Origin of the sequence: Caloramator sp. CAR-1 (assembly GCF_030546345.1) — a bacterium.
GTDB lineage: Bacteria > Bacillota > Clostridia > Clostridiales > Caloramatoraceae > Caloramator > Caloramator australicus.
Map to the genome: position 1 here is coordinate 1 of NZ_JAUONW010000041.1, position 20843 is coordinate 20843.

Below are 20843 nucleotides of genomic sequence, written 5' to 3' on the forward strand. Positions count from 1 at the left end.
TAAGGAAGATAATGTATACAACGAACATAATAGAAGGATTTCATAGACAATTAAGAAAGGTAACAAAATCAAAGGTTATATTTCCAAATGATGAATCGCTAGAAAAGATGTTGTTTTTAGTAGCAAAGAATGTAATGAAAAAATGGACACAAAGATATAAAAACTGGGACATGGTATTAAACCAATTAATGATAATGTATCCAGAAAGAGTGGAGAAATTTATAAGATAAAACTCTCGCCGCGGGCAAATTCTTACCAAGAAAGAGTGCAAATTAATTTAAATACACAAATTTACTTACACTACCTTTAATAATGTTATAGACAGTTTTGAGTGACTTATTGTTTTTAATATATGTAGAATTATGTAGTAATTAGTTGGGTATTTTTTTATTGACATAAATGGTAGTTGAGGTATAAAATGGTAATAGAAGGTAACAACTTGAGTTTTACTTAAATTTATAATATTTAATAAAACATACGGTGTAATGTCTAGTAGTGAAATTGTAGAAGTTTTAATGGAAGAAGCATCTATTTTAAGATCATAGACAATAATATCAGAGATTAATTTGTAAGCATCTTTAAGGTTATTAGGAATAGAAAAAGATTTGGAAGGTCGAATGGCTATTGGGGCATAAAACTAACAACAAGCGATTGTCTACTACAAAAGTATTGGGCGCGCAAAAAAACTCCTTTTATGTAATATTTAGCCCAATGCAACGGTATATCCCTGACAGGCTGCTGCATTAAGAGCTTCGTCTATCAGAACAATCCTACCTACCTAACGGAAGCACCTTACTTTGCTAAAGGTAAGGAAAAGATAAGAGAATGGACAGCATACGAGTAAGAAGATAACAAAAAGTCCTAGGAGGGTTAGGTTACTTAGAAGTAACCAGCAAAGATTTTGTAATAGGAAGCAAGGGCTACTGCGCCATTGTTGAGGCTATATAACACTGATACTAATACGCCTAAATTTAATAAGGGTCTAAATAAACATGAAAAAGTTGGTTGGTATAGCACATCTTGTTGAACTAAAACTATTATTAAATTATCAAAGGACAACAAAACTAACGATTAAAATATTTCCCATTTAAGCCCTTAAACTTGAACTGGAAATTCTCTATAAGGTATATTATACATTATACAAGGAGGTTTACATGAATAAGAAAAAAATTTTGCTTATAGGAGTGTTGATTACACTTATTGTAGTAATATTAATATACAATTATATTTCTGATTCTTCAAAGACTATGATGAAATTAGGTGAATCTGATAATTGGAGAATTGAAGCTTTTATAGAAAACAATAAGGATATATATATATTTAGACCTACTTTATACCCTAAATTTTATCCAAATAATAGTTTGGAAATAAAAGTTATGTGGAATCTAAATGAAAAATTATTAATATCTGATGTTAATTCCCCTAAATTAACTGGTAGCTACTCATTTAGTGAGTTCCAAGCAAAAAATCTTCCAGATATACCATTGCAACATTTTAATTTTTTAAATGGAAATAGGAAAGAAATTTACAGATTGTTATCTCAAAGCTCAATCGACATATTATGGAAACAAGGTAATGGTGAGTTAAAAAAAGATACAATATTTTTAAAATGCAAATAATAAATAAAATCTTATGGTAATAAGTTAAGATAAAAAACACTTTATACAATGTATGAAATACTGTCTTAATTTATAAAATTTAATATATAAAAGATAAATTAGAAACAATATGGAAGTATTATGCATAGAGCATTATTTGATAATATATACTCATTTTCAGTGAAAAAAGTTTGTAATTACGTAGTAGCACATTTGACGTATTGAAACAAATAATGATAAATATAATGATTTATTTGTTTAATAATAGCTTTTCTTATCAAAGATATCAGATTTTTTCGTTTCAAGTTAAATTGGTAAACTTGTCAATTTTATTTATACTCATAGAGGTAAACTTAATTTAGTATTTTATAAACACTGAAATTAAAATTTACTATAAGAGGAGTGAAAATAATGAAAAGAATATTGTCATTAGTTGTTATTTTCTTTTTATTATCGAATACGTTAGTTTTTGCTGCAACTGTAAAAAAATACGGTTTTTCGGGGGAAAAACAAGGTTACTTTGATTTAGATATTGAAATGTATCAAAATGAATATGGTCTAATTAATCCACAAGTTATCTATATTCAAAGACCTGATGGTAAAAAATATGAAAGTAGAGATTTAGAAGAATTATTTTTACAAAAAAATATTCTATCTAATTGTAATAGTAATCAAGAACTCATAATATTACAGATACCAATAGAACCTGGAACTATTAGAATTGTTACAGGAAATGCTAGTGTTAGTCCTTGGGTAATTAAAGATTCTATATCTAAGCGAGCTTGGAATCTATTAAAAGGTTTAACATTGGCAGGAATTGGTTTTTTTATTAAACCTATTGGTGGATTTATATTAGGTGCTGGAGATGCAGTAATAAGTAATGCTGTAACAAATGCATATCAAGTAAGTAGTGTTTCCCAATTTAATAATAGAATAATAAGAAAAATTGGAGAAGTTTATGATGGAAGTTCATGGGTTCCACTAGCTGAGTTCCAAAGATGGGAAGAATATTGGCAAAAATATACATATACATACGATAATCAAGGGGTAGAAACAAATTCATTTAGGTATGTATCTTTTCCAGGGGCTTCTGGAAGCATTTTGTTGCCTAATGTTCCAACTAAAATACAAAAATATGTTGATTATGATGATAATTCAAAACTTTCTTCCATAACATATGAACGTTGGCTAATGAATCGTGGATATTATGTATATAAATATAATGAGTGGGGGGATAATATATTAATTGATAATTCAAATTGGTGGCAAAATTACGTAAATAGTAAAACAATACAACCATAAGTAGCGTTTATAAAATGATATTTGTTTTAGATAAAATATATATTATGGTAAATATGGGTATAATGTCATATTTGGACGTCAATTTGCAGTATTTGAAATAAATTATTCTAATGAGATTAATTGGCATAATAATTCTAACTATGTCGATAACTTAAAAATAAAACTACAAAATATAACAATGAGAAAATAAATAAAAGCCTTGAGAAATCAGGGCTTTTTTATTTGGCTCTATGTTAATAGTTGGGGTTGGAATTTGATTAGTGTGATTGTCCCTTCTAATTTTTGATAGTAACTATATGACATGTATTCGTGATAATGGAACTAAAGCACAAGACTAAGAAAAATATGTGGAAAAAGATATAATGCTTTAATTGAAAGGTATGAAGGGATTAGAAAGTCAATTGAAGATGTTGTAAATCAGAGGTTTAAAGGGCTTATAAAGAAGGATAGGATAGAGGAATTTATGAAAGTTTTAAGAGATAGGAATGGGTTAATAGATGAGTTTTGTGGGAATATTTGGAATATGGTAATTAAGACAGTTAAGGCTTATGAAGATGGAAAGATGGTGTTTGTATTCAAGGATGTGATGCGGACTGACCCCCTAATTTTGGACAATATCTTAAGTTTTCATGGTTAATCTAAGAGATTCGAAATTTTACTTCTACTTATTCGGTCCGCTCTTGACATTGAGCCTCTACAAGCATGATTCCTAGCACTAGCATCAGCACCAACAATAGTGCAGCTTTTTTTAGGCTATCATGCATGTCCTCAATGTCAAGGGGCGCAAGATGGACCTTACTTTTACTACAAATATATGTTTATACTCTCCCCAGTAATTTTAAGATATTCAAAATACTCGGCTGGCGGCATGTATTTCGTTGATGAATAGATTCGTTTTGTGCTGTATCTCCTTATAAATTCATTGACAGTTTTATAGGCCTCAGCAAAGGTTGAAAATTCGTTTATGCTTAAGCATTCTTCCTCTAAAATTCTATGTTAGGATTCAATATCAGCATTCATGTTAGGGGTTTTGTAAGGTATTCTCTCATGTTCTATATTTAACTGTTTACAAGAATTTTCAAAAGTTTCATTTATAAATTGTAGCCTATTGTCTGAGCGTATAGCTGGTTTATTTTCAACTTCGTATAATTGTCGTTTCAATAACGCAATTTTTAAAGTCCTTGCTGCGTCTTCGCCTGTACAGCTTAGCCCTATGTGATGTGAAATGATATTACTATCAGCAACATCAATAATGCTAATTATAAAGAAAATCTATCTTCTCCATTTATATACCCATATTTTATATCAGTTTGCCATTTCTGTTTGAAGCTGTAACAGTTCTATTTCTTGCAATTTTTCTTGGATGTCTAGATTTGATTTCTCTTTGAGGTTTTAATATATTTAATTCCTTACAAAGTCTGTAGACTTTCTTCTTATTAATATTAATTTTAAAGTTTCTACTAAGAGCATGTGTTATTTTTAGATATCCATAATAAATACTTTCTTCTTCAATTATCTGGATAATATATTCCTTTATTTGTTCATCTGATATTTTTTCTCCGCTTAGAGTAAAAGAATAACATGTTTTTGGTCTTCCAGTTGATTTATTCTTAATAATTTTTAATCCTGACAAATGATAATAATATGTCGAACGATTAAGCCCAATTATCCTCAATACTTTTGTTTTTGGATAACCAGCCTCAATCCATTTATTTAAAATTTCAACTTTATCTGCTATAGTTGGTTTGTTTTTTTAGTAAGTCTTTAAGTATAGCTATTTCAAGGTCTTTCTCGCCAAGAAGTTTTTTAAAGTTTTGTCCTATGCTTCAAGGTTCTTAACATTAGAATTATCAAGTGACTTTTTAATATTAGCTTTAGGCTCTCTATTTGATTCCCTATTTTGTCTAACCCACTTGTAAACTAACTCTTTAGATAGCCCATTTTGTCTTGCTACTAAAGCAATATTTCCTGTTTCAATTGCTGCTTTGATTATTGAATCTTTAAATTCTTGAGTATACTTTTTTTGTGTCATTATTATTCCCCCTCGACAATTATATCTTATCATATTAAGATACATTGTCTAAATACTTTAGGGGGCTAAATAGGAGACAAAGCTGTATTATTTGCAGAGTAGATATTACAACCTTGAGTGGTGTAGATTTGTTAGTGCGGATGCGATTGTTGGTAGGATTGGAGAACTTTTAACGCATAATATGTTTTCGTATTGTTTCAACAGGCCAATAATGTTTGAAGATTCTTCAGGATTTGATGCAGAAGATATAGGAAGAACGTATAAGCAAATTCCTGTTCCAAATGTGATTCTTGAAATAATGGATTATTTTTCACCAATTCCTATTTCATTGTTTATTGGTGTTTTACAAAAAACGAGTGTAACTATAAATAAAAACAAGCCTATTGAAGTAGTTATAAATGGTAAGAAAGAGTCACTTAGAGTGGATGTCGAACCTGATTTAAATAAAATTCAAATTCAGTCAGGGCATGGCAAAAAATCAAGTATTGACATTAGAATAAATCCTAAAAAGCCTTTAGACGATCAAATACCAAAAAACATCCGAAGGAGTTTAAGCAAAGGGCAATATAATGATTTAATGAAATACTTGAAAAGGGCAGTTGATATTTTAAAAAGCTTAAAATAGGAGGTCTAAAGTGGAAACAATAATTTATATTAAAGAAACAATAAATTTACCAAAATTTGATGATTTAGTTTCTTATATGTGGGAAAAGGGTATTAGTTTATCTTACGTTCGAACAGGTGATGATTTTTACGATAGTAATATTGTAGAGTTGGCATGGAATAAATGGATCGATAATCCTGAATGGGATGATTTTACAAATGAATATATAGATTTTGAAATTAAACAAATAAAAAAATAATCTTTCAAAGCAGAAAATAAGTTTGTTTTCAAAGTTTTACAATCCAAAATACATTGTAAAAGTTGAATTATCAGATAGTGCACTCTTAATAGATAAAAGGGCATATTTGCGCGCAATTTATTTAATAGCTAAAAGTTGCAGTGGATATATTTTAGAAAAAAATAGCAAAAGTTTATTAACATCAGATGAATTTTATGAAAAATATAAAGATATTATTGAAATGCCTTTTACTATAATTATATTTTAGCAAAGCGGGCATCTGAATAAAGTATTTTTTTGTATGCAAAAAATGTTGAGGTTTATTTAGCACCCCAACATTTATTATAGAACCTTTTTAGTTAAGCTCAATTTTGTTGTAGTTCTTTTTACCTCTTCTTACAAGCATGAAACCTTCTTTAAACATGTCTTCTTTTAATATCTCATCAAAATTAGTTATCTTTTCGTTGTTTACATATAAACCACCCTGTTGAATGAGGCGTTTTCCTTCGCTCTTTGAAGGAATAACCTTAGCTTCAACAAGAGCATCAAGAAGCTTTGAACCAAGTAGATCCTTTGAAATTACAGATGTTGGAACATTGCTTAAATCACCGCCAGCACCGAAAAGTGCTTCTGCAGCCTCTTGGGCTTTTTTAGCTTCTTCCTCTCCATGGATAAGTTTTGTAATTTCAAATGCAAGAACCTTTTTCGCTTCGTTTATCTCTTTATCCTTTAAAGAAGATAGTCTATTAACTTCATCCATTGGAAGGAATGTTAAAAGTTTTAGGCATTTTTCAACATCTGCATCGTTAATGTTTCTCCAGTATTGATAAAATTCGTATGGTGATGTTTTATTAGCATCAAGCCAAAGGGCACCCTTTTCAGTTTTACCCATTTTTTTGCCCTCTGAATTTGTAAGTAGGGCTATGGTCATACCATAAGCTTCCTTGCCTTCTTTTCTTCTAATAAGGTCAACCCCTGCAAGAATATTTGACCACTGATCGTTTCCGCCGACCTCTAATTTGCATCCATAACGCCTATTTAATTCAAGGAAATCATAGGCCTGCATTAACATATAGTTGAATTCAAGAAAGGATAGTCCCTTTTCAAGTCTTAACTTAAAGCATTCAGCTGTAAGCATTCTGTTTACAGAGAAATGAACTCCAATGTCCCTTAAAAATTCAATATAGTTTAGATTCCATAGCCAGTCTGCATTATTTACTAAAATAGCCTTTCCATCAGAAAAATCTATAAACTTTTCCATTTGCTTTTTTATATTTTCTACATTGTGCATTATTTCTTCCTTTGTTAGCATTTTTCTCATATCTGTTTTTCCTGATGGGTCACCGACCATAGCGGTTCCACCACCGATAAGGACAATTGGTCTATGTCCAGCCTTTTGAAGATGGGACATAACCATAAGCTGTATAAAATGGCCAACGTGAAGACTATCTGCTGTTGGGTCAAAACCGATATAAAATGTAACTTTTTCTTCCTCAAGCAATTTCTCTATTTCCTCTTCATGGCTTAGCTGTTCTATGTAACCTCTTTCTCTTAAAACATTTAAAATTGACAAATCTTGTCCCTCCTTAGTTTAAGCTTTGAAGTATATTTTAACAAAGTAAAAACAAAATTTCAATGCAGTTGGATATAATCTCTGTCTATATGAATAATGACTTTATAGTTTGGATGGATGTTATTAATTTTGTTTATTATATCTTTAATTAAAGCGGGCTCATCTTTTTTAAGAACGTCATGGGATACTACTAAATCAAATATAATGCTTTTTTTATCGTTATGTCCAATTATTCTAAAATCATGAAAGGATAAAACTTCTGGATAATCCTTTAGTATTTTTATAACCTCCTTCTTAGCTTCTAAAACTTCATTATCATCCATATTTACTGGATCCATATGGATTATTAATGTTATATTTAATTTTTTTGAAATTTCATTTTCTGCTTTATCTATCATCTCATGAAGTTCCATGATATCGATATTGGAGGGAACTTCAGCATGAACGGATACAAGATGGGTCTTATGTCCGTAGCTGTGGATTATAATGTCGTGGACACCGAGTATGTGTTCATAGGAGAAGAGTTCTGTTATTATTTCATCCACAAGCTTAGGGTCAGGCGCTTCACCAAGTAGGGGGCTTATGGTTTCCTTTATCAATTTATATCCTGCAAAAATTATAAATAGTGCTACTATAAGGCCTATATATCCATCTAAGGGGAAATTAATATATTTTGAAAGTAAAAAACCCAATGCAACAGTAGAAGTAATTAATACATCAGAAAAACTGTCAAGGGAAGTCGCATCTAATATATTGGAATTTGTGATTTTTGCAAGTTTAGAGTTAAATCTTCCAAGCCAAAGTTTGAAGGATATGGAGATTATAAGAATAAAAAAGGATAAAAGGCTAAATTTAAGTTTTTCTGGATGCAATATTTTAGAAAATGAACTTTTTAAAAATTCAAATCCCACTAAAATTACCATTATCGATACTATAAGTCCTGCGATGTATTCTCCTCTTCCATGACCAAAGGGGTGTTCCTTATCGGCAGGCTTATCTGACAATTTAAAACCAATTATTGTTATTACTGAGGATCCCATATCAGAAAAATTATTGAAGGCATCAGCCATTATTGAAATACTATTGGATAAAAAACCGATGATTAGTTTTATTATAAATAGAATTAAATTGATAAAGATTCCAACATAACCGCTTAATAGTCCTAAACTTTTTCTTTCATCCTCAGTATTTTTGATAAATTTATTAATTAAAATGTCTGTAAGCATATAATCCCCTCGCAATTTGAAATATTAATTTAACAAAAAATATTATATTGCATTATAAAAAGGTTTTAAACATGGATAATACAAAAATTTTGTGTTATAATCTTCATGTCTTATTTTTACACCAAGGGGATGATTTTATGAGGATTTTTTTATCTGCTTTAATTGGAGCTATCATAGGGTATATTACCAATTTCATTGCTATAAAGATGCTTTTTAGACCCCATGAAGAAAAAAAATTGTTTGGAATTAAAATTCCATTTACTCCAGGACTTATTCCAAAGGAAAGGGAAAGGATAGCAAATAGCATAGGAAATACAATAGGAGATCACCTTCTAACACCAGAAGTTATAACTGAAGCATTATCTAGTCAAGGCTTTAAGATTAAAATTCGAAAATGGATAGAAGACAAATTAAAGGATTTTATTAAAGTCGATAAGGCCTTATTGGATTACTTTAAAAGCTTATTTGGGGAAAGATATATTACAATAAAGGAAAAGCTCAATGGCATTATTGCCAATGCATTGATTGAACAACTAAAAAATGAAGAAAGTAAACGATTAATTATAAATTATATCGTCCATGAAATTAAGAAAATGGATATAAAAGAAATCCTTGAGTCTGTAATTGTTAATAATAAAGAAAATATTAAAATATTAATAAATGAAATGATTTTCAAAGAAGATTTAAAAAACATTACATTAAAGAATTTAATATCAGAAGATTTTGCGGATAAAATTAAGGATTTTATAATAACAAACAGAGATAATATTGTAAGCTTTATCAAAACAAAACTAAAAACCCCAAAGGTAAGGGCAAAGATATCTGAACTATTATATGATATTTTACAACAGAATATTGGAAAATTTGTAGCTATGCTTGTAAGCCCTGAATTTATTACACAAAGAGCATTATCTTCTATTGATGAATATTTAAGTAAATCAGAGAATAAAACGGCCATTGCCCTAATGATAACTAATATTATTGATAATCTTCTTGACTTAAAAGTAAAAGATATTATTAAATTAAATGAAAATGAAGAAGAGCTTAAGGACAAAATATGTGAAAAATTATTAGAACTTTTAAGTAAAACTGGAAACCTAGAAAAGGTATCATTGACTTTAAATGATATGATTAAAAATAATCCTAATTTGACTGATAATCTTTTAAGCTGGGTAAATAAATTTTTTGAGGATCCTAAATATGCTAATGGTCTTCAACTATTTATAGCTTCAGTTATAGACAAAATATTAAACACTAAATTAAATTCTATATCTCATTTTATTGATGAAGAAACTATAAATGAATTGATAGATTTATTAACTGAGTCAACTTACTATGTTTTAAAGGAAAATGCCCATTATTTTATAGAAAGCATAGATATCCCAAGAATTGTAGAAAACAGGATCAACCAATTAGATGTTGAATATGCCGAAAAAATTATATTAGATGTAGCCAATAGGGAACTTTCTGCTATAACTTGGCTTGGTGCTCTATTAGGGGGCATCTTAGGCCTTATGAATCCACTAATACAAATTTTGTTAAAATAAGAGCCCTAATTTTTGGGGCTCTTTTGACTGGGCTTGAGGCTTTTTGGTTCTTTAAGCACTTCCTTTAAAGGTGCTCTTATAAAGGCATCCAAAAGATCTTTAAACCTGCTTGGCACAATAGGTGAAAAATAAGCTATTCCAAAGGATTCGAGCTTTGTAAGGTGAATTAGTAAAAAATAAAACCCTATTAATAAGCCGAAGAAGCCAAACATTTGACCTAATATAATCATTGGGAATCTAATAAACCTAATAGTTAGGGCCATTTGATAGTTTGGAATTATAAACGTAGAAATAACTGTTATAGCAACTATAAATAAAGTTGCAGGGCTTACTAGGTTAGCCTTTGTTGCAGCATCCCCAATTACTATTCCACCTACTATGGCAAGGGTTGTTCCTATTGGATTTGGAAGCCTAAGGCCACCTTCTCGTAGAATTTCAACAGCCACATCCATTGCTAAAATTTCAAGCAAAGGAGGCAGGGGAATATTCTGTCTTGATGATATTATAACCGACATAAGCTTATAAGGAAAAAGCTCTGGGTTATAAATTAACAAAACAAGGTAAATAGGTTCTAAAACCATAACAGTAATTATAGCTATAAATCTCATAAGCCTTGAAAAGTTTGCAGTAATCGTTCTTTCTGAGTAGTCTTCAAATCCTTGAAAAAACTCAAAAAAAGTTGCTGGAAGAATAAGGGCACTTGGAGTTTCAGAAAGAAAAATTGCAGCTTTCCCTTCTAAAAGGTCAAATATAACTTTATCGGGCCTTTCTGTGCTCTTAGATAAAGGAAATATATTATAGGTTCTCATATCTAAAAACTGTTCTAATACTCCTGAAGATATTGCAGCAGGAATTTTTAAATTAGAAATTCTTGCTTTAATATTTGTTAAAACTTGCGGATCGATTACACCATCGATATAGGCCAAGACTAATTCGCTTTTGAATTTTTCGCCTATGATATATTTTTCAAGCTTAAGATTTGGATTTTTAATTTTTCTTTGAAGAATAGTCAAATTGAGCTCTAAATTTTCAGTAAAACTTTCTCTAATACCATAAACAGATTTTTCACTTGTGGATTCTTCAATTGGCCTATAATTGTTATTTGTTGTATTGCAAATAATAGCAGCGTCGCAATTATCTAAAAGGATTATAGATTTACCACTTATTAATTGAAAGGCTATGTCAGGGATGGAATTTGTTACTGAAACATCCGAAGAATAAAGATGCTTTTTTAATATCTCATCTATAATATCTTGATTTTTTGCCTTTATATTAGAATTAAGAAGGGGTTTTAATATATATTCCTCAACTAGATTCTTATCAGCGATACCTGATATAAATAAAACAAAGCAGGTTTTATTATTCAAATCTATTTCCCTTTTTATAAAATTAAAATTGCTTGGAATTGTGGAAATTATAAATTCTAAGTTAGAAAAAATATCTTTAGTTAATTTTTCCATAATATTATCACCTACCTTATAAGCCTTCCTGAGGATAATATTTTTATTTTTGCACTAATTTTTATATTTGAATTTATAAAATTTTCCTCAATAAAATCTATCTTATCCCTTCCAAGCTTAGCTACGGCATATTTTTGAACGTCAAAGATATCAGTCCCATATTTGTTTTGATACTTATCAGCAATTTCTTGAAGTTGTTTCGTTAATTCGTCAGAGTATTTTTCTTCGAGTTCTATTAATTTATCCTTAGTAAGTTCTTGTGCATCATCTATGTTAGCTTCTTTAACAGAAGAATATATTAAAAGATATATATTATAAGCGATTTTATTATCATTTATCTCCACTTTAACGTTTCTTCTGCTGCTACAAAATAAATCAAGGGATTTTAAATTTCCATCGAAAAATGTTAAATAGCCTTGGGCTTTTTCATTTCTTAATAGATTAATATATTTTGTATCTTCTTCTGTAATTGTAAAAATGAGTTTATCCTTTTTAAAAACAGCAATACCACTTACTTTTACAGTATCTTTATATTTTTCTATATAAGGAAGCATAATGTGTCTTCCTTCTTGATAATACATATTAAAAAAATCCTTAATGTTAGTATCCCTTTGGGTGAAGTTTGCTTCATAGGAAGATTTAATTAAATCTTCGATTTCTTCAGCCATAGTATTGCTATCCTTGGCATTTAGTTTTAAAATTTCTTCTGTTCTTTGTTTTGATACTGCAACTGTTGTGTTAAGATTCCTTTCCTGATCCCTTAAAAAGGCATCTATTATATCGGAAATACCAAATTTGCCTCTTTCTTCGCTTATTAAAAGTGTTCTTACAGTTCCAGGTAGATGTCTACGTTTAGTTATTAGTAATCTTTTATTAAACATCTCAAATATACTTTTTCCTTTTGTCGTTACAACACTTTTATCAAAAACGTTTTGGGATTTAAAAACAATAAATTCAAAGCTGGAGGATAATGTTTTATCCTTATCAATATCGTGGCCTATTCCAGCTATTACTGATGTGCGTTCGATGGATGGTTTGCCATAACAGGAGGTAAAAATAAGCATAAATAAGAGAACTAAACTAATTTTTTTCAAAGGTCTTACCCCCTTTGAAGTAGCTTAATATTAGGGTTAGCGTTGAGTAAACCAAGATAAATCCTACTAAGTATGGTTCTACATTAACTATAACCATTGTTCGCGTATGTTCCGGAACTAACATTGAGGATACGAACATAATAATAAGGCAACTATATAAACAACAGCGGTTATAGGACTTTTTTATTATTTTTGATAGGGTATAGGATAACCCATATCCCCCAACGGCTAATGTTTGGAATATCTTATTACCCCATAGAAATATAAACAAAGGTTCAAAATTTGAAAGAACAGGCAAATCAGCTCCAGCAACAAGATATAAGAGGGGATATTGAAGCTTTGAAGTTAATATGTGTCCACAATAGTTAATAGTCAATAGAACGGTTAATGTATATATAAATATAGTTATTAAACTTCCTATCACTCCAGAGGGTAAAACCTTTTTAAAATCAGTTACATAGGGAATAATTAAAAGGCTAATTTCAACTCCAGAATAGGCAAAAAATGTTTCAGGAACAGCTTTAAATATTGAACTAACATCGTCAACCAAAGGAAGCAGATTGGTAATGTGACCTTTGTTGATGAAATAGGAGGGGATAATTAGTATTAGAATGGTTAGATAAAACAATAGTTCAGATAATCTACCTATATTTGTTAATCCGTTATTAATTGTAAAATAGGTTAAAATAACTGTTATTACAATTATGGTATGGGGTGATAAAAATTTAGTTGTTGAAAAAACTAAAACGTTAGCAAATCCTGAAAGGACAAATGAAGAAAAGAAAATAAAATTGATAAAGAAAAATATTGTAAATATGTAGGCTAAAAATTTCCCCCAAATTCTTTTGTTGGTTTCCAAAAACTCATTATAATTAGTATTTCTGTATATAAGGGCTGCAACTATACAAATATAAATAGGATATATTCCTGCCACCAAAACGGAGATCCATCCTGACTGTTTGGCTACTTTACATACCCCAGATGCTAAAGATAAGATTCCAACGCCTATTATCGAATTTTGGATGATAAACATATATTGATTTTTTGTAATTTGATTGTTTATTTTAAACATAAGTATCACCTTTAAATATTTTTTGCATAAAATAAAAAATTATGTTTAGTGGGAATAATAAAAATAAACCGTGTAAGAATAATAAAAGAAAGATTAATTTATGGAGGTATTACTATGGCAAGTAAAGAGCAACTTATGGCTGTTGCAAGAAGTTGTAGTTATTATAGGGTAGAAGGTATGCATAATCTCTTAACATATCCTGAAAGAAGCTGTGAAAATTGCTTGAACTGGGATGGAGAAAGGTGTAAAATAAACGTTTTTGATAATGTATTAACTGGACTTGATCAAACATAAATTCCCCTAAAGACTCTCCTTTAGGGGAATTTTTTATTACAATTATTAGTCAAATATAGTATAATAATAAAAAAGGGTTTGTGGGGTGTTTATATGAAAAGTTATTTATGGGGACTTGTCTTTATTCTTGTTGGAATATTTTTAATAATTCAACGAACATTTTTGTTTGATGTTAATTTGTGGAATTTTGTGTGGCCCATCTTTTTAATAATCCCAGGGATTGCAATTCATTATAATTATTTTTCAAAAAACAAAGGAACAAAAAATTTAATATTAGGTGGAACCTTAATTGTTTATGGATTTTACTTTTTATTTTCTATTTTTACTAGTTGGAAGTATGTAGAATATACAAACTTTATTTATCCTTTGGGTGTTGGAATAGGCTTTTTAGAGGATTATGCCTTTGAAAAGCATAAAAATAGTTTTGTTATATCAGTTATTTTAATTGCAGTATCTATATTTATGTTTTTAAAATCTTTAAATCTATATTATGGCATCGAACAATATGTTTTACCAGTTGCTTTTATTTTACTTGGTATCTATATTTTAATAAAAGGAAGAAGATGAGGTGGGTTATGGTTCTTATAATAGATAATTTCGATTCCTTTACTTATAACTTGTATCATTATTTTTTAATATTAGGTCAAGATGTTTTGGTAAAGGGTAGACATGAAATTGATATTAGAGATGTTAAAAATATAAATCCAGATTATATAGTTTTATCCCCTGGACCAGGAAGCCCAGAAGAGGCCATTTTGCCCCTTGAGGTTATAGATAAATTTAAGGGGGAGATTCCAATCCTTGGTGTCTGCCTCGGACATCAATGTATTGGCCATTATTTTGGTGGTAAGGTTGTTAAGGGGCTAAGACCTGTTCATGGGAAGGTTAATGAAATCAACCATTTTAATAAAGGGGTATTTAAAAATTTAAAAAATCCTTTAAAGGTTACAAGATACCATTCTTTAGTAGTTTCTAAAGAAGATTTGCCGGATGAACTTGAAATTACTGCTCTAACTTTAGAGGGAGAAATTATGGGTATAAGGCACAAAGAATATAACATTGAAGGGGTTCAGTTTCATCCTGAGGCAATTTTAACTGAAAATGGACTAGATATGCTAAATAACTTTTTAAGGAGTGGCAAAAATGCATAGGGCCGAATTGAATTTTTTAATAGATCCATTTTTAACTTTTAAAAGGGTTAAAAAGGGATATTCTATGCTTTTAGATAGCAGATACCAGCTTAAAGATTATGGTAACTACTCAATAATTGGTTTTAATCCCAAAATTATTTTAAAACAAGTTAATGGAGAAATTTACATTACTGAGGGTAATAAAGATTTTAAAAGGGAAGGAGCTTTTCTTGATATTTTAGACTACTATATAGATCTTTACAAAAAACCTAAATCTGATTTGATTTTTGATGGAGGTTTTATTGGTTATTTGTCCTATGATTTTGGAATGGATCTTTGTAAGATAAAAAGGAAAAATAAAGCTTTAACAAATATTCCAGAGGCTTTTTTTGCTTATTATGATGAATTTATTATAATTGATCATAAAAATAATACAACAATAATCAATACGAAGGATTTTGATGTAGTAAATTTACTAAAAAATATTGAAGAGGAATACAAAATTGATAATAATATTGGGGATTTAGAATTAACTTCAAATTTTACGAAGGAAGAATATAAAAAGGGAGTAGAAAGGGTTAGAGAATATATTAGGCAAGGCGAGGTCTATCAAGTTAATATATCACAACAATTTTATGCCAAAGGCTTTATTAATCCTTATGATGCTTATGCTATATTAAGAAGGGCTAATTACGGCCCCTATAATGCCTTTTTAGAGGTTGATGGCGGGTTTATTTTATCTACATCTCCAGAGCAGTTTATAAGAAAAAGGGGAGAATATATAACAACGAGGCCGATAAAGGGAACAACAAAACGAAGTTATGATAAAGAGGAAAATGAAAAATTGAAGAAAATGCTTTTAGAAAGCGAAAAGATAAAGTCTGAGCTTTTAATGATAATAGACCTTGAAAGGAATGACCTTTCAAAGATTTGTTATCCGGGGACCGTAGAGGTTAAGAATTTATTTGAAGTAGAAGAATATGCTACAGTTAACCATCTTGTTTCAACAATCCAGGGTAAGCTTTTAGATGACATAAAATTTAGTGATATAATAAAGGCTATGTTCCCAGGAGGATCTATAACAGGTGCACCAAAGCTTCGTTCAATGGAGGTTATTGAGGAAATAGAAAATATGTCAAGAGGAATATACACGGGTTCCATAGGATATATTTCAAATAATGGCAATTTTGACTTTAACATAGCAATAAGAACAGTTGTCATCGATGAAAATGGTCTTTATTATAATGTTGGTGGAGGAATAGTTTGGGATTCTGATCCTGAAGATGAATACGAAGAAACTCTCCACAAGGGAAGGGCAATATATAGCACCTTTTCGACTAAGTAAGTTGATCATCATGAAACAATTCTTCTAAATTAAATTTTATATTTTTAAATATTTTCGATGTAATGACTTCATTTGATTTGTATATATCAGGTGACAAATAACAGTTATCACTATAATAATATTGAATGATTGTTTTATTCAAGGGGTTAACGATCCAGTATTCTGTAACTTTAAATTTTTCATACAGATTAAGTTTTTTAACATAGTCTGTAGATTGACTTGAATTTGATACTATTTCTATAATAAATTCTGGTGAACCTAAAATGAATTTTTCCTTTATTTTGCTTTTATCACATATAATAAAAATATCCGGTTGAATTACGTTTGTTGCAGATTCTATATTGCTAGCGTTTAAAGTTAATATTACATCTAATGGAGCACTAAAAACTTCACAATTTAAATTTTTTAGACTGTCGTTTATCGCAATAAACATTTTCCTTAATATTCTTTGATGCTGAACTGAAGGAGAGGGACTCATTAAATATGGTGTCCCTTCTATTATTTCATATTTAAAATCATCAGGAAAGCTTAAATAATCCTTATAGGTGTAGATTTTATTTTGCTGAATTGCTAAAGACATAAGATTCACCTCACTTTATATATTATTTTATTATTTAATAAAGAAAAATACAACGTTTATAGGAGATGAATATATGGACATAGATATTTTTGAAAAGAATATTTCATTTGGGCTAATGCCATTTGAAACTTTGTATTTTAATAATAACGAAATAGAGGATGTAGATAAACATTTTAAAAGGTTGAAAAGGGCCCATAATATCTTAAAAATTGATTTTGACGTTAATTTAAGTGAGTTTAGCAAAGCCTTATATGATTATGTAGCTAAGTTAGCATGTAGCGAAGGAGTTTTAAAGGTTGTATATTATAATAAACAAATTAATATTTCATACAGATTACCAAATTATACAAATAATATGTTTAAACAGGGATTAAAATTGAGAACCTCTAATATAATAAAGGGTAAAAATAATATATTTAATTATATAAAAACCTTTAATTATGGAGTTAATTACATAGAGGATGTTAGGGCAAAAAAAGAAGGGTATGATACTGCACTTTTTTTGAATGAAAAGGGTTATATATGTGAGACCTCTTATGCTAACATTTTTTTTGTAAAGGATAATGAAATTTATACTCCTCATTTAAGAAGCGGAATTCTAAAGGGGATTATGAGGGATAATATTATACGCTTTTTAAGCTCAAAGGGATATAGAATAAATAAAACATTTATTGGTTATAATAATATTAGTAATTTTGATGAATGTTTTTTAACCAATTCAGTTATAGGAATCATGCCTGTAAAGCAGATTGATGATGTTTTTTATAACGGTAGGTCTATCATTGAATTAATTATAAAATTCAAAAAATTCTGGAGAAGTTGGATGTTTTGACTTGCAAATTATAAAATTTGTGATAAAATATATTTAAAGAAAATAATTTTCCAAAGGGGGCTATATTATGGCCAATTTAAAGGAAGTTTACAAATGTGAAATTTGTGGAAACATAGTTGAGGTTTTACATGCTGGAGCTGGGCAGCTTGTTTGCTGCGGAAAGCCGATGAAACTTTTAAATGAAAACACAGTAGAAGCTTCAACAGAAAAGCATATTCCGGTTATTGAAAAGGTTGAAGGTGGAGTTTTAGTTAAGGTCGGAAGCATAGAACATCCTATGGAGGAAAAACACTATATAGAATGGATAGAACTTCATGTTGATGATAAAGTTTTCAGAAGATATCTAAAACCAGGGGATAAACCCGAAGCCTTCTTCCCTATTGAGGGAGAGAATATGTTTGCAAGGGAATATTGTAATCTTCACGGTTTATGGAAGAGCATAATGGGATAAATAAATTAGGCGGGAATGATTCCCGCCATTTATATTTTTTGTTATGTTAAAAAATAAACTTTTGATTTTTATTGAAATTATTAGCATTATATTGTAATATTATAATATAAAAATACATAAAGGGGGTATAGGTATAATACACGATAAGAATATTACAAAAGTTTCAGAATTGTTTAAAATATTAGGGAACCCGATTCGGGTATCTATATTGATTTGCCTTTTGAAGGGTAATTCAAATGTAACCAAAATTCAAAAGTGCCTTGATCTTCCGCAATCAACCGTTTCCCAACAGCTTGGTATTTTGAAAGGTGCAGGAATAATAGAGGGCAACAGAAATGGACTTGAAATAATCTATTCTATCGTTGATCAAAAAGTAGTTGAAATTTTAAAAAGCATGTTTGACATTAAAAATTTTGATTCCTATTTTGTTGGAGGTGCTGATCTTTGATAAATTTTATTTTAACTTTTCTTAGTATGTTCTTAATATGGACAGCCCTAAGTTATCCGTTAAGTAACCAAGAAGTCGTATTTGGGACTATTTTATCTTTCTGCATTTCTTTGCTTACTATATTTTACAATAAAGATGCAAAAAAATTTAAGTTAAAAACTTTGTTTTATCTTTTTAAATATTTTTTGGTGTTCTTGGTTGAATTAGTAAAGGCAAATCTTAATATGGCCAAAATTGTATTGACTCCTTCATTACCTATATCTCCAAAAGTTTTAAAGTTAAAAACTGAGTTAAAGTCACCTATTGCAAAGGCCATTTTGGCTAATTCTATAACCCTAACCCCTGGAACAATTTCCGTAGAGCTTGTGGATGATTCTTTGTTTATTCATGTGGTTGAGGGGGACAAGGTAGCAAATATTGAAGATCTTAAAGGGCCCTTTGAAAGGTTGTTAAAGGAGGCTTTTGAAGAATGATTACATTTATATTAGTTTTATCTTTACTTGGGATGGTCCTTGGAATTTTTAGGTTGATTAAGGGAAAGTCAATAGAAAGTAGAGTAGTTGCAATCGATGTTTTAACAACTATAACCTCTGCTATAATTGTTATTTTTTCCTTTACCAATGATAATAGTTTGTTATTGGATGTAGCGCTAGTTTATGGACTTCTATCCTTTGTTGGAGTTGTTGCAATTGCTCGATACCTTGAGGGAGGAATTTGATTATGGAGATTTTAGGATGGATATTTTGTTTAATTGGAGCGGTGTTCTTGTTCTTGGCAGGTCTTGGAATTTATAGAATGCCAGATGCATTAAATCAATCTCAAGCTGGAACCAAAGCATCAACTTTAGGTATTGTTTCATTATTTGTAGGATTTTCTATTTTAAAACCTGAATGGGTTCCAAAGCTTATAATAATGGCACTGTTTTTCTTGTTTTCTTCACCAATAGCATCCCATGCTATTTGTAAAGCAGCACTTAGACGCAATAAGGGAAATTTCTATTTGAAGGAAAATGCCTTTTTAAAGGATGGTGAATAGAGTGTATTACTTAGGTTTAATAATTGCTTTTATTATGGCTTTTGGCTCTTTATGGGCGCTTTTAACGGATGATTTATTTAAAGCAATAGTTGTTTTTGGTATAGTTTCATTGTCTTCCTCAGTAATGTTCCTATTGATGCAGGCACCTGATGTGGCTATAACAGAAGCTGCTATAGGCTCAGGAATTACAACTGCACTTTTTATATTCACTTATAAGAAATTGGAGGATAGGAAAGATGAGAGATGAAAGGTCATTATTTATAAATATAGTTGCTCTACTTATCCTTTCAGTAATTGGATTTTATATTTATAAAGTTTCAATGGATACAGGAAAAGGAATAAAAATAACCGATAATATTACTCCTCAGATGAGGGTTGCCGACAGGTTTATGAACAAAAACGTTATTAAAGAAGAGAGTAAATATGTTTGGGGAGGGACTGCTGAAAATACTTCTGCTAATATAGTAACTTCGGTTGTTGTTGATTATAGATTGTTTGATACGACCCTTGAAGTTATAGTTTTATTTGTAACGATATTAGGTTTTGGTTTTGTGATTCCAAAGGATAAAAGAAAGATCATAAAACCTACAACTATTTTAAACAGATGGGCACCTATTCTTATGATTTTAATGCTAATGATTGGAGGATATATGTTTGTAAATGGGCATCTTTCACCAGGTGGTGGATTCCCAGCGGGGGCTATAATATCTACTGCAGTATTAATTGGAGTTTTAGCAGGCAGAAAAACACTAAGTCAAAAGACATTAAAAATAATTGAAGCAGTAGCTGGAATCTCGATATTTAGTTTAGGAATTGCAAGCTTTGTAATAACCGGTAATTTCTTTCAGAATTTTATATTGAATGATAGAATAGGTGATTTATTTTCTGCAGGATTGATTCCAATATTTTATGGTCTTATAGCCTTTAAAGTTGCAGCTGAACTTTCAAATATTTATTTTGAATTTTATGAGGAGTGTTGATT

General features: G+C 29.7%; 29 protein-coding genes. 20 read left to right on the forward strand and 9 right to left on the reverse strand.

Annotation, left to right across the window (positions count from 1 at the left end):
* From Q3V94_RS11435 to Q3V94_RS11450, 4 genes are all read left to right on the forward strand, one after another.
* A partial coding sequence (locus Q3V94_RS11435) for a transposase (protein ID WP_303527867.1) occupies positions 1 to 230 on the forward strand: 230 nt, incomplete at its 5' end.
* Positions 231 to 1154: 924 nt separating this feature from the next.
* Complete coding sequence (locus tag Q3V94_RS11440) at positions 1155 to 1619, forward strand: hypothetical protein (RefSeq protein ID WP_008908928.1); 465 nt, start codon at positions 1155 to 1157, stop codon at positions 1617 to 1619.
* 390 nt (positions 1620 to 2009) lie between these two features.
* Positions 2010 to 2900 carry a hypothetical protein gene (locus Q3V94_RS11445; RefSeq protein ID WP_303527869.1) on the forward strand — a complete coding sequence of 297 codons (891 nt, stop codon included), beginning with the start codon at positions 2010 to 2012 and terminating at the stop codon, positions 2898 to 2900.
* A 463-nt stretch (positions 2901 to 3363) separates the two neighbouring features.
* On the forward strand, positions 3364 to 3537 hold the full coding sequence (locus Q3V94_RS11450; RefSeq protein ID WP_303527870.1) for a hypothetical protein: 174 nt from the start codon (positions 3364 to 3366) through the stop codon (positions 3535 to 3537).
* A gap of 167 nt (positions 3538 to 3704) precedes the next feature.
* On the opposite strand, the gene Q3V94_RS13700 is transcribed toward Q3V94_RS11450, so the two are convergent.
* The 3 genes from Q3V94_RS13700 to Q3V94_RS11460 all read right to left on the reverse strand — a co-directional run bounded on the left by Q3V94_RS13700 (position 3705) and on the right by Q3V94_RS11460 (position 4932).
* Positions 3705 to 3890, reverse strand: coding sequence for an IS3 family transposase (locus tag Q3V94_RS13700; protein ID WP_368506518.1), 186 nt, complete (start codon positions 3888 to 3890; stop codon positions 3705 to 3707).
* Between the two features lie 310 nt (positions 3891 to 4200).
* Complete coding sequence (locus Q3V94_RS11455) at positions 4201 to 4575, reverse strand: IS3 family transposase (RefSeq protein ID WP_303527872.1); 375 nt, start codon at positions 4573 to 4575, stop codon at positions 4201 to 4203.
* 144 nt (positions 4576 to 4719) lie between these two features.
* Positions 4720 to 4932, reverse strand: a complete 213-nt coding sequence (locus Q3V94_RS11460) for a transposase (RefSeq protein WP_008908933.1) — start codon at positions 4930 to 4932, stop codon at positions 4720 to 4722.
* An 82-nt stretch (positions 4933 to 5014) separates the two neighbouring features.
* Between Q3V94_RS11460 and Q3V94_RS11465 the strand changes: the two genes are divergently transcribed.
* The 3 genes from Q3V94_RS11465 to Q3V94_RS11475 all read left to right on the forward strand — a co-directional run bounded on the left by Q3V94_RS11465 (position 5015) and on the right by Q3V94_RS11475 (position 6042).
* A complete protein-coding gene (locus Q3V94_RS11465) occupies positions 5015 to 5557 on the forward strand; it encodes an RHS repeat-associated core domain-containing protein (protein ID WP_303527916.1) in 543 nt (180 codons plus the stop codon).
* 10 nt (positions 5558 to 5567) lie between these two features.
* A complete protein-coding gene (locus Q3V94_RS11470) occupies positions 5568 to 5795 on the forward strand; it encodes a hypothetical protein (protein ID WP_274767413.1) in 228 nt (75 codons plus the stop codon).
* A gap of 106 nt (positions 5796 to 5901) precedes the next feature.
* Positions 5902 to 6042: a hypothetical protein gene (locus tag Q3V94_RS11475; RefSeq protein WP_303527877.1), complete on the forward strand. Its 141-nt coding sequence runs from the start codon at positions 5902 to 5904 to the stop codon at positions 6040 to 6042.
* An 87-nt stretch (positions 6043 to 6129) separates the two neighbouring features.
* On the opposite strand, the gene tyrS is transcribed toward Q3V94_RS11475, so the two are convergent.
* Positions 6130 to 7347: a tyrosine--tRNA ligase gene (tyrS, locus tag Q3V94_RS11480; protein ID WP_008908937.1), complete on the reverse strand. Its 1218-nt coding sequence runs from the start codon at positions 7345 to 7347 to the stop codon at positions 6130 to 6132.
* A 59-nt stretch (positions 7348 to 7406) separates the two neighbouring features.
* Complete coding sequence (locus Q3V94_RS11485) at positions 7407 to 8573, reverse strand: cation diffusion facilitator family transporter (protein ID WP_303527881.1); 1167 nt, start codon at positions 8571 to 8573, stop codon at positions 7407 to 7409.
* Positions 8574 to 8710: 137 nt separating this feature from the next.
* Here Q3V94_RS11485 and Q3V94_RS11490 point away from each other — a divergent pair, with 137 nt between their 5' ends.
* Positions 8711 to 10120: a DUF445 family protein gene (locus Q3V94_RS11490; protein ID WP_303527883.1), complete on the forward strand. Its 1410-nt coding sequence runs from the start codon at positions 8711 to 8713 to the stop codon at positions 10118 to 10120.
* Positions 10121 to 10125: 5 nt separating this feature from the next.
* On the opposite strand, the gene Q3V94_RS11495 is transcribed toward Q3V94_RS11490, so the two are convergent.
* Genes Q3V94_RS11495 through Q3V94_RS11505 form a run of 3 tightly spaced genes read right to left on the reverse strand, consistent with a single transcriptional unit; the run spans position 10126 to position 13746 of the window.
* On the reverse strand, positions 10126 to 11580 hold the full coding sequence (locus Q3V94_RS11495) for a spore germination protein (protein WP_303527885.1): 1455 nt from the start codon (positions 11578 to 11580) through the stop codon (positions 10126 to 10128).
* An 11-nt stretch (positions 11581 to 11591) separates the two neighbouring features.
* Entirely contained in the window at positions 11592 to 12674 is a 1083-nt protein-coding gene (locus Q3V94_RS11500) for a Ger(x)C family spore germination protein (RefSeq protein WP_303527887.1), read from the reverse strand.
* Complete coding sequence (locus Q3V94_RS11505; RefSeq protein WP_303527889.1) at positions 12661 to 13746, reverse strand: GerAB/ArcD/ProY family transporter; 1086 nt, start codon at positions 13744 to 13746, stop codon at positions 12661 to 12663. Before Q3V94_RS11505 ends, Q3V94_RS11500 begins: the two co-directional genes overlap by 14 nt.
* Positions 13747 to 13860: 114 nt before the next feature.
* Between Q3V94_RS11505 and Q3V94_RS11510 the strand changes: the two genes are divergently transcribed.
* From Q3V94_RS11510 to pabB, 4 genes are all read left to right on the forward strand, one after another.
* Positions 13861 to 14040 (forward strand): hypothetical protein, encoded by a 180-nt coding sequence (locus tag Q3V94_RS11510; RefSeq protein ID WP_008908943.1) that lies wholly within the window; start codon positions 13861 to 13863, stop codon positions 14038 to 14040.
* A 93-nt stretch (positions 14041 to 14133) separates the two neighbouring features.
* On the forward strand, positions 14134 to 14607 hold the full coding sequence (locus tag Q3V94_RS11515) for a DUF5668 domain-containing protein (protein WP_303527892.1): 474 nt from the start codon (positions 14134 to 14136) through the stop codon (positions 14605 to 14607).
* An 8-nt stretch (positions 14608 to 14615) separates the two neighbouring features.
* Positions 14616 to 15191, forward strand: a complete 576-nt coding sequence (locus Q3V94_RS11520) for an aminodeoxychorismate/anthranilate synthase component II (protein ID WP_303527917.1) — start codon at positions 14616 to 14618, stop codon at positions 15189 to 15191.
* Entirely contained in the window at positions 15184 to 16515 is a 1332-nt protein-coding gene (pabB, locus tag Q3V94_RS11525; RefSeq protein WP_303527895.1) for an aminodeoxychorismate synthase component I, read from the forward strand. The genes Q3V94_RS11520 and pabB overlap by 8 nt, the downstream gene beginning before the upstream one ends.
* Here pabB and Q3V94_RS11530 read toward each other — a convergent pair.
* The gene (locus tag Q3V94_RS11530) at positions 16508 to 17095 is read right to left on the reverse strand and encodes a Uma2 family endonuclease (RefSeq protein ID WP_008908947.1); all 588 of its coding nucleotides are present in this window, start codon (positions 17093 to 17095) and stop codon (positions 16508 to 16510) included. The two genes, pabB and Q3V94_RS11530, sit on opposite strands and share 8 nt — an antisense overlap.
* Before the next feature lie 73 nt (positions 17096 to 17168).
* Here Q3V94_RS11530 and Q3V94_RS11535 point away from each other — a divergent pair, with 73 nt between their 5' ends.
* The 8 genes from Q3V94_RS11535 (at position 17169) to Q3V94_RS11570 (ending at position 20841) form a co-directional block, all read left to right on the forward strand.
* Positions 17169 to 17927 carry an aminotransferase class IV gene (locus tag Q3V94_RS11535; protein ID WP_008908948.1) on the forward strand — a complete coding sequence of 253 codons (759 nt, stop codon included), beginning with the start codon at positions 17169 to 17171 and terminating at the stop codon, positions 17925 to 17927.
* A gap of 67 nt (positions 17928 to 17994) precedes the next feature.
* Positions 17995 to 18378 (forward strand): desulfoferrodoxin, encoded by a 384-nt coding sequence (locus tag Q3V94_RS11540; RefSeq protein ID WP_008908949.1) that lies wholly within the window; start codon positions 17995 to 17997, stop codon positions 18376 to 18378.
* A 169-nt stretch (positions 18379 to 18547) separates the two neighbouring features.
* Positions 18548 to 18826 (forward strand): metalloregulator ArsR/SmtB family transcription factor, encoded by a 279-nt coding sequence (locus Q3V94_RS11545; protein ID WP_341350036.1) that lies wholly within the window; start codon positions 18548 to 18550, stop codon positions 18824 to 18826.
* The gene (locus Q3V94_RS11550) at positions 18823 to 19299 is read left to right on the forward strand and encodes a Na+/H+ antiporter subunit E (RefSeq protein ID WP_040306263.1); all 477 of its coding nucleotides are present in this window, start codon (positions 18823 to 18825) and stop codon (positions 19297 to 19299) included. The genes Q3V94_RS11545 and Q3V94_RS11550 overlap by 4 nt, the downstream gene beginning before the upstream one ends.
* Positions 19296 to 19544 carry a monovalent cation/H+ antiporter complex subunit F gene (locus Q3V94_RS11555; RefSeq protein WP_008908952.1) on the forward strand — a complete coding sequence of 83 codons (249 nt, stop codon included), beginning with the start codon at positions 19296 to 19298 and terminating at the stop codon, positions 19542 to 19544. Before Q3V94_RS11550 ends, Q3V94_RS11555 begins: the two co-directional genes overlap by 4 nt.
* A 2-nt stretch (positions 19545 to 19546) precedes the next feature.
* Entirely contained in the window at positions 19547 to 19861 is a 315-nt protein-coding gene (mnhG, locus tag Q3V94_RS11560) for a monovalent cation/H(+) antiporter subunit G (RefSeq protein WP_008908953.1), read from the forward strand.
* Entirely contained in the window at positions 19851 to 20108 is a 258-nt protein-coding gene (locus Q3V94_RS11565) for a hydrogenase subunit MbhD domain-containing protein (protein ID WP_040306265.1), read from the forward strand. Before mnhG ends, Q3V94_RS11565 begins: the two co-directional genes overlap by 11 nt.
* Positions 20098 to 20841, forward strand: a complete 744-nt coding sequence (locus Q3V94_RS11570; RefSeq protein ID WP_008908955.1) for an MnhB domain-containing protein — start codon at positions 20098 to 20100, stop codon at positions 20839 to 20841. The genes Q3V94_RS11565 and Q3V94_RS11570 overlap by 11 nt, the downstream gene beginning before the upstream one ends.
* Positions 20842 to 20843 lie beyond the last annotated feature (2 nt).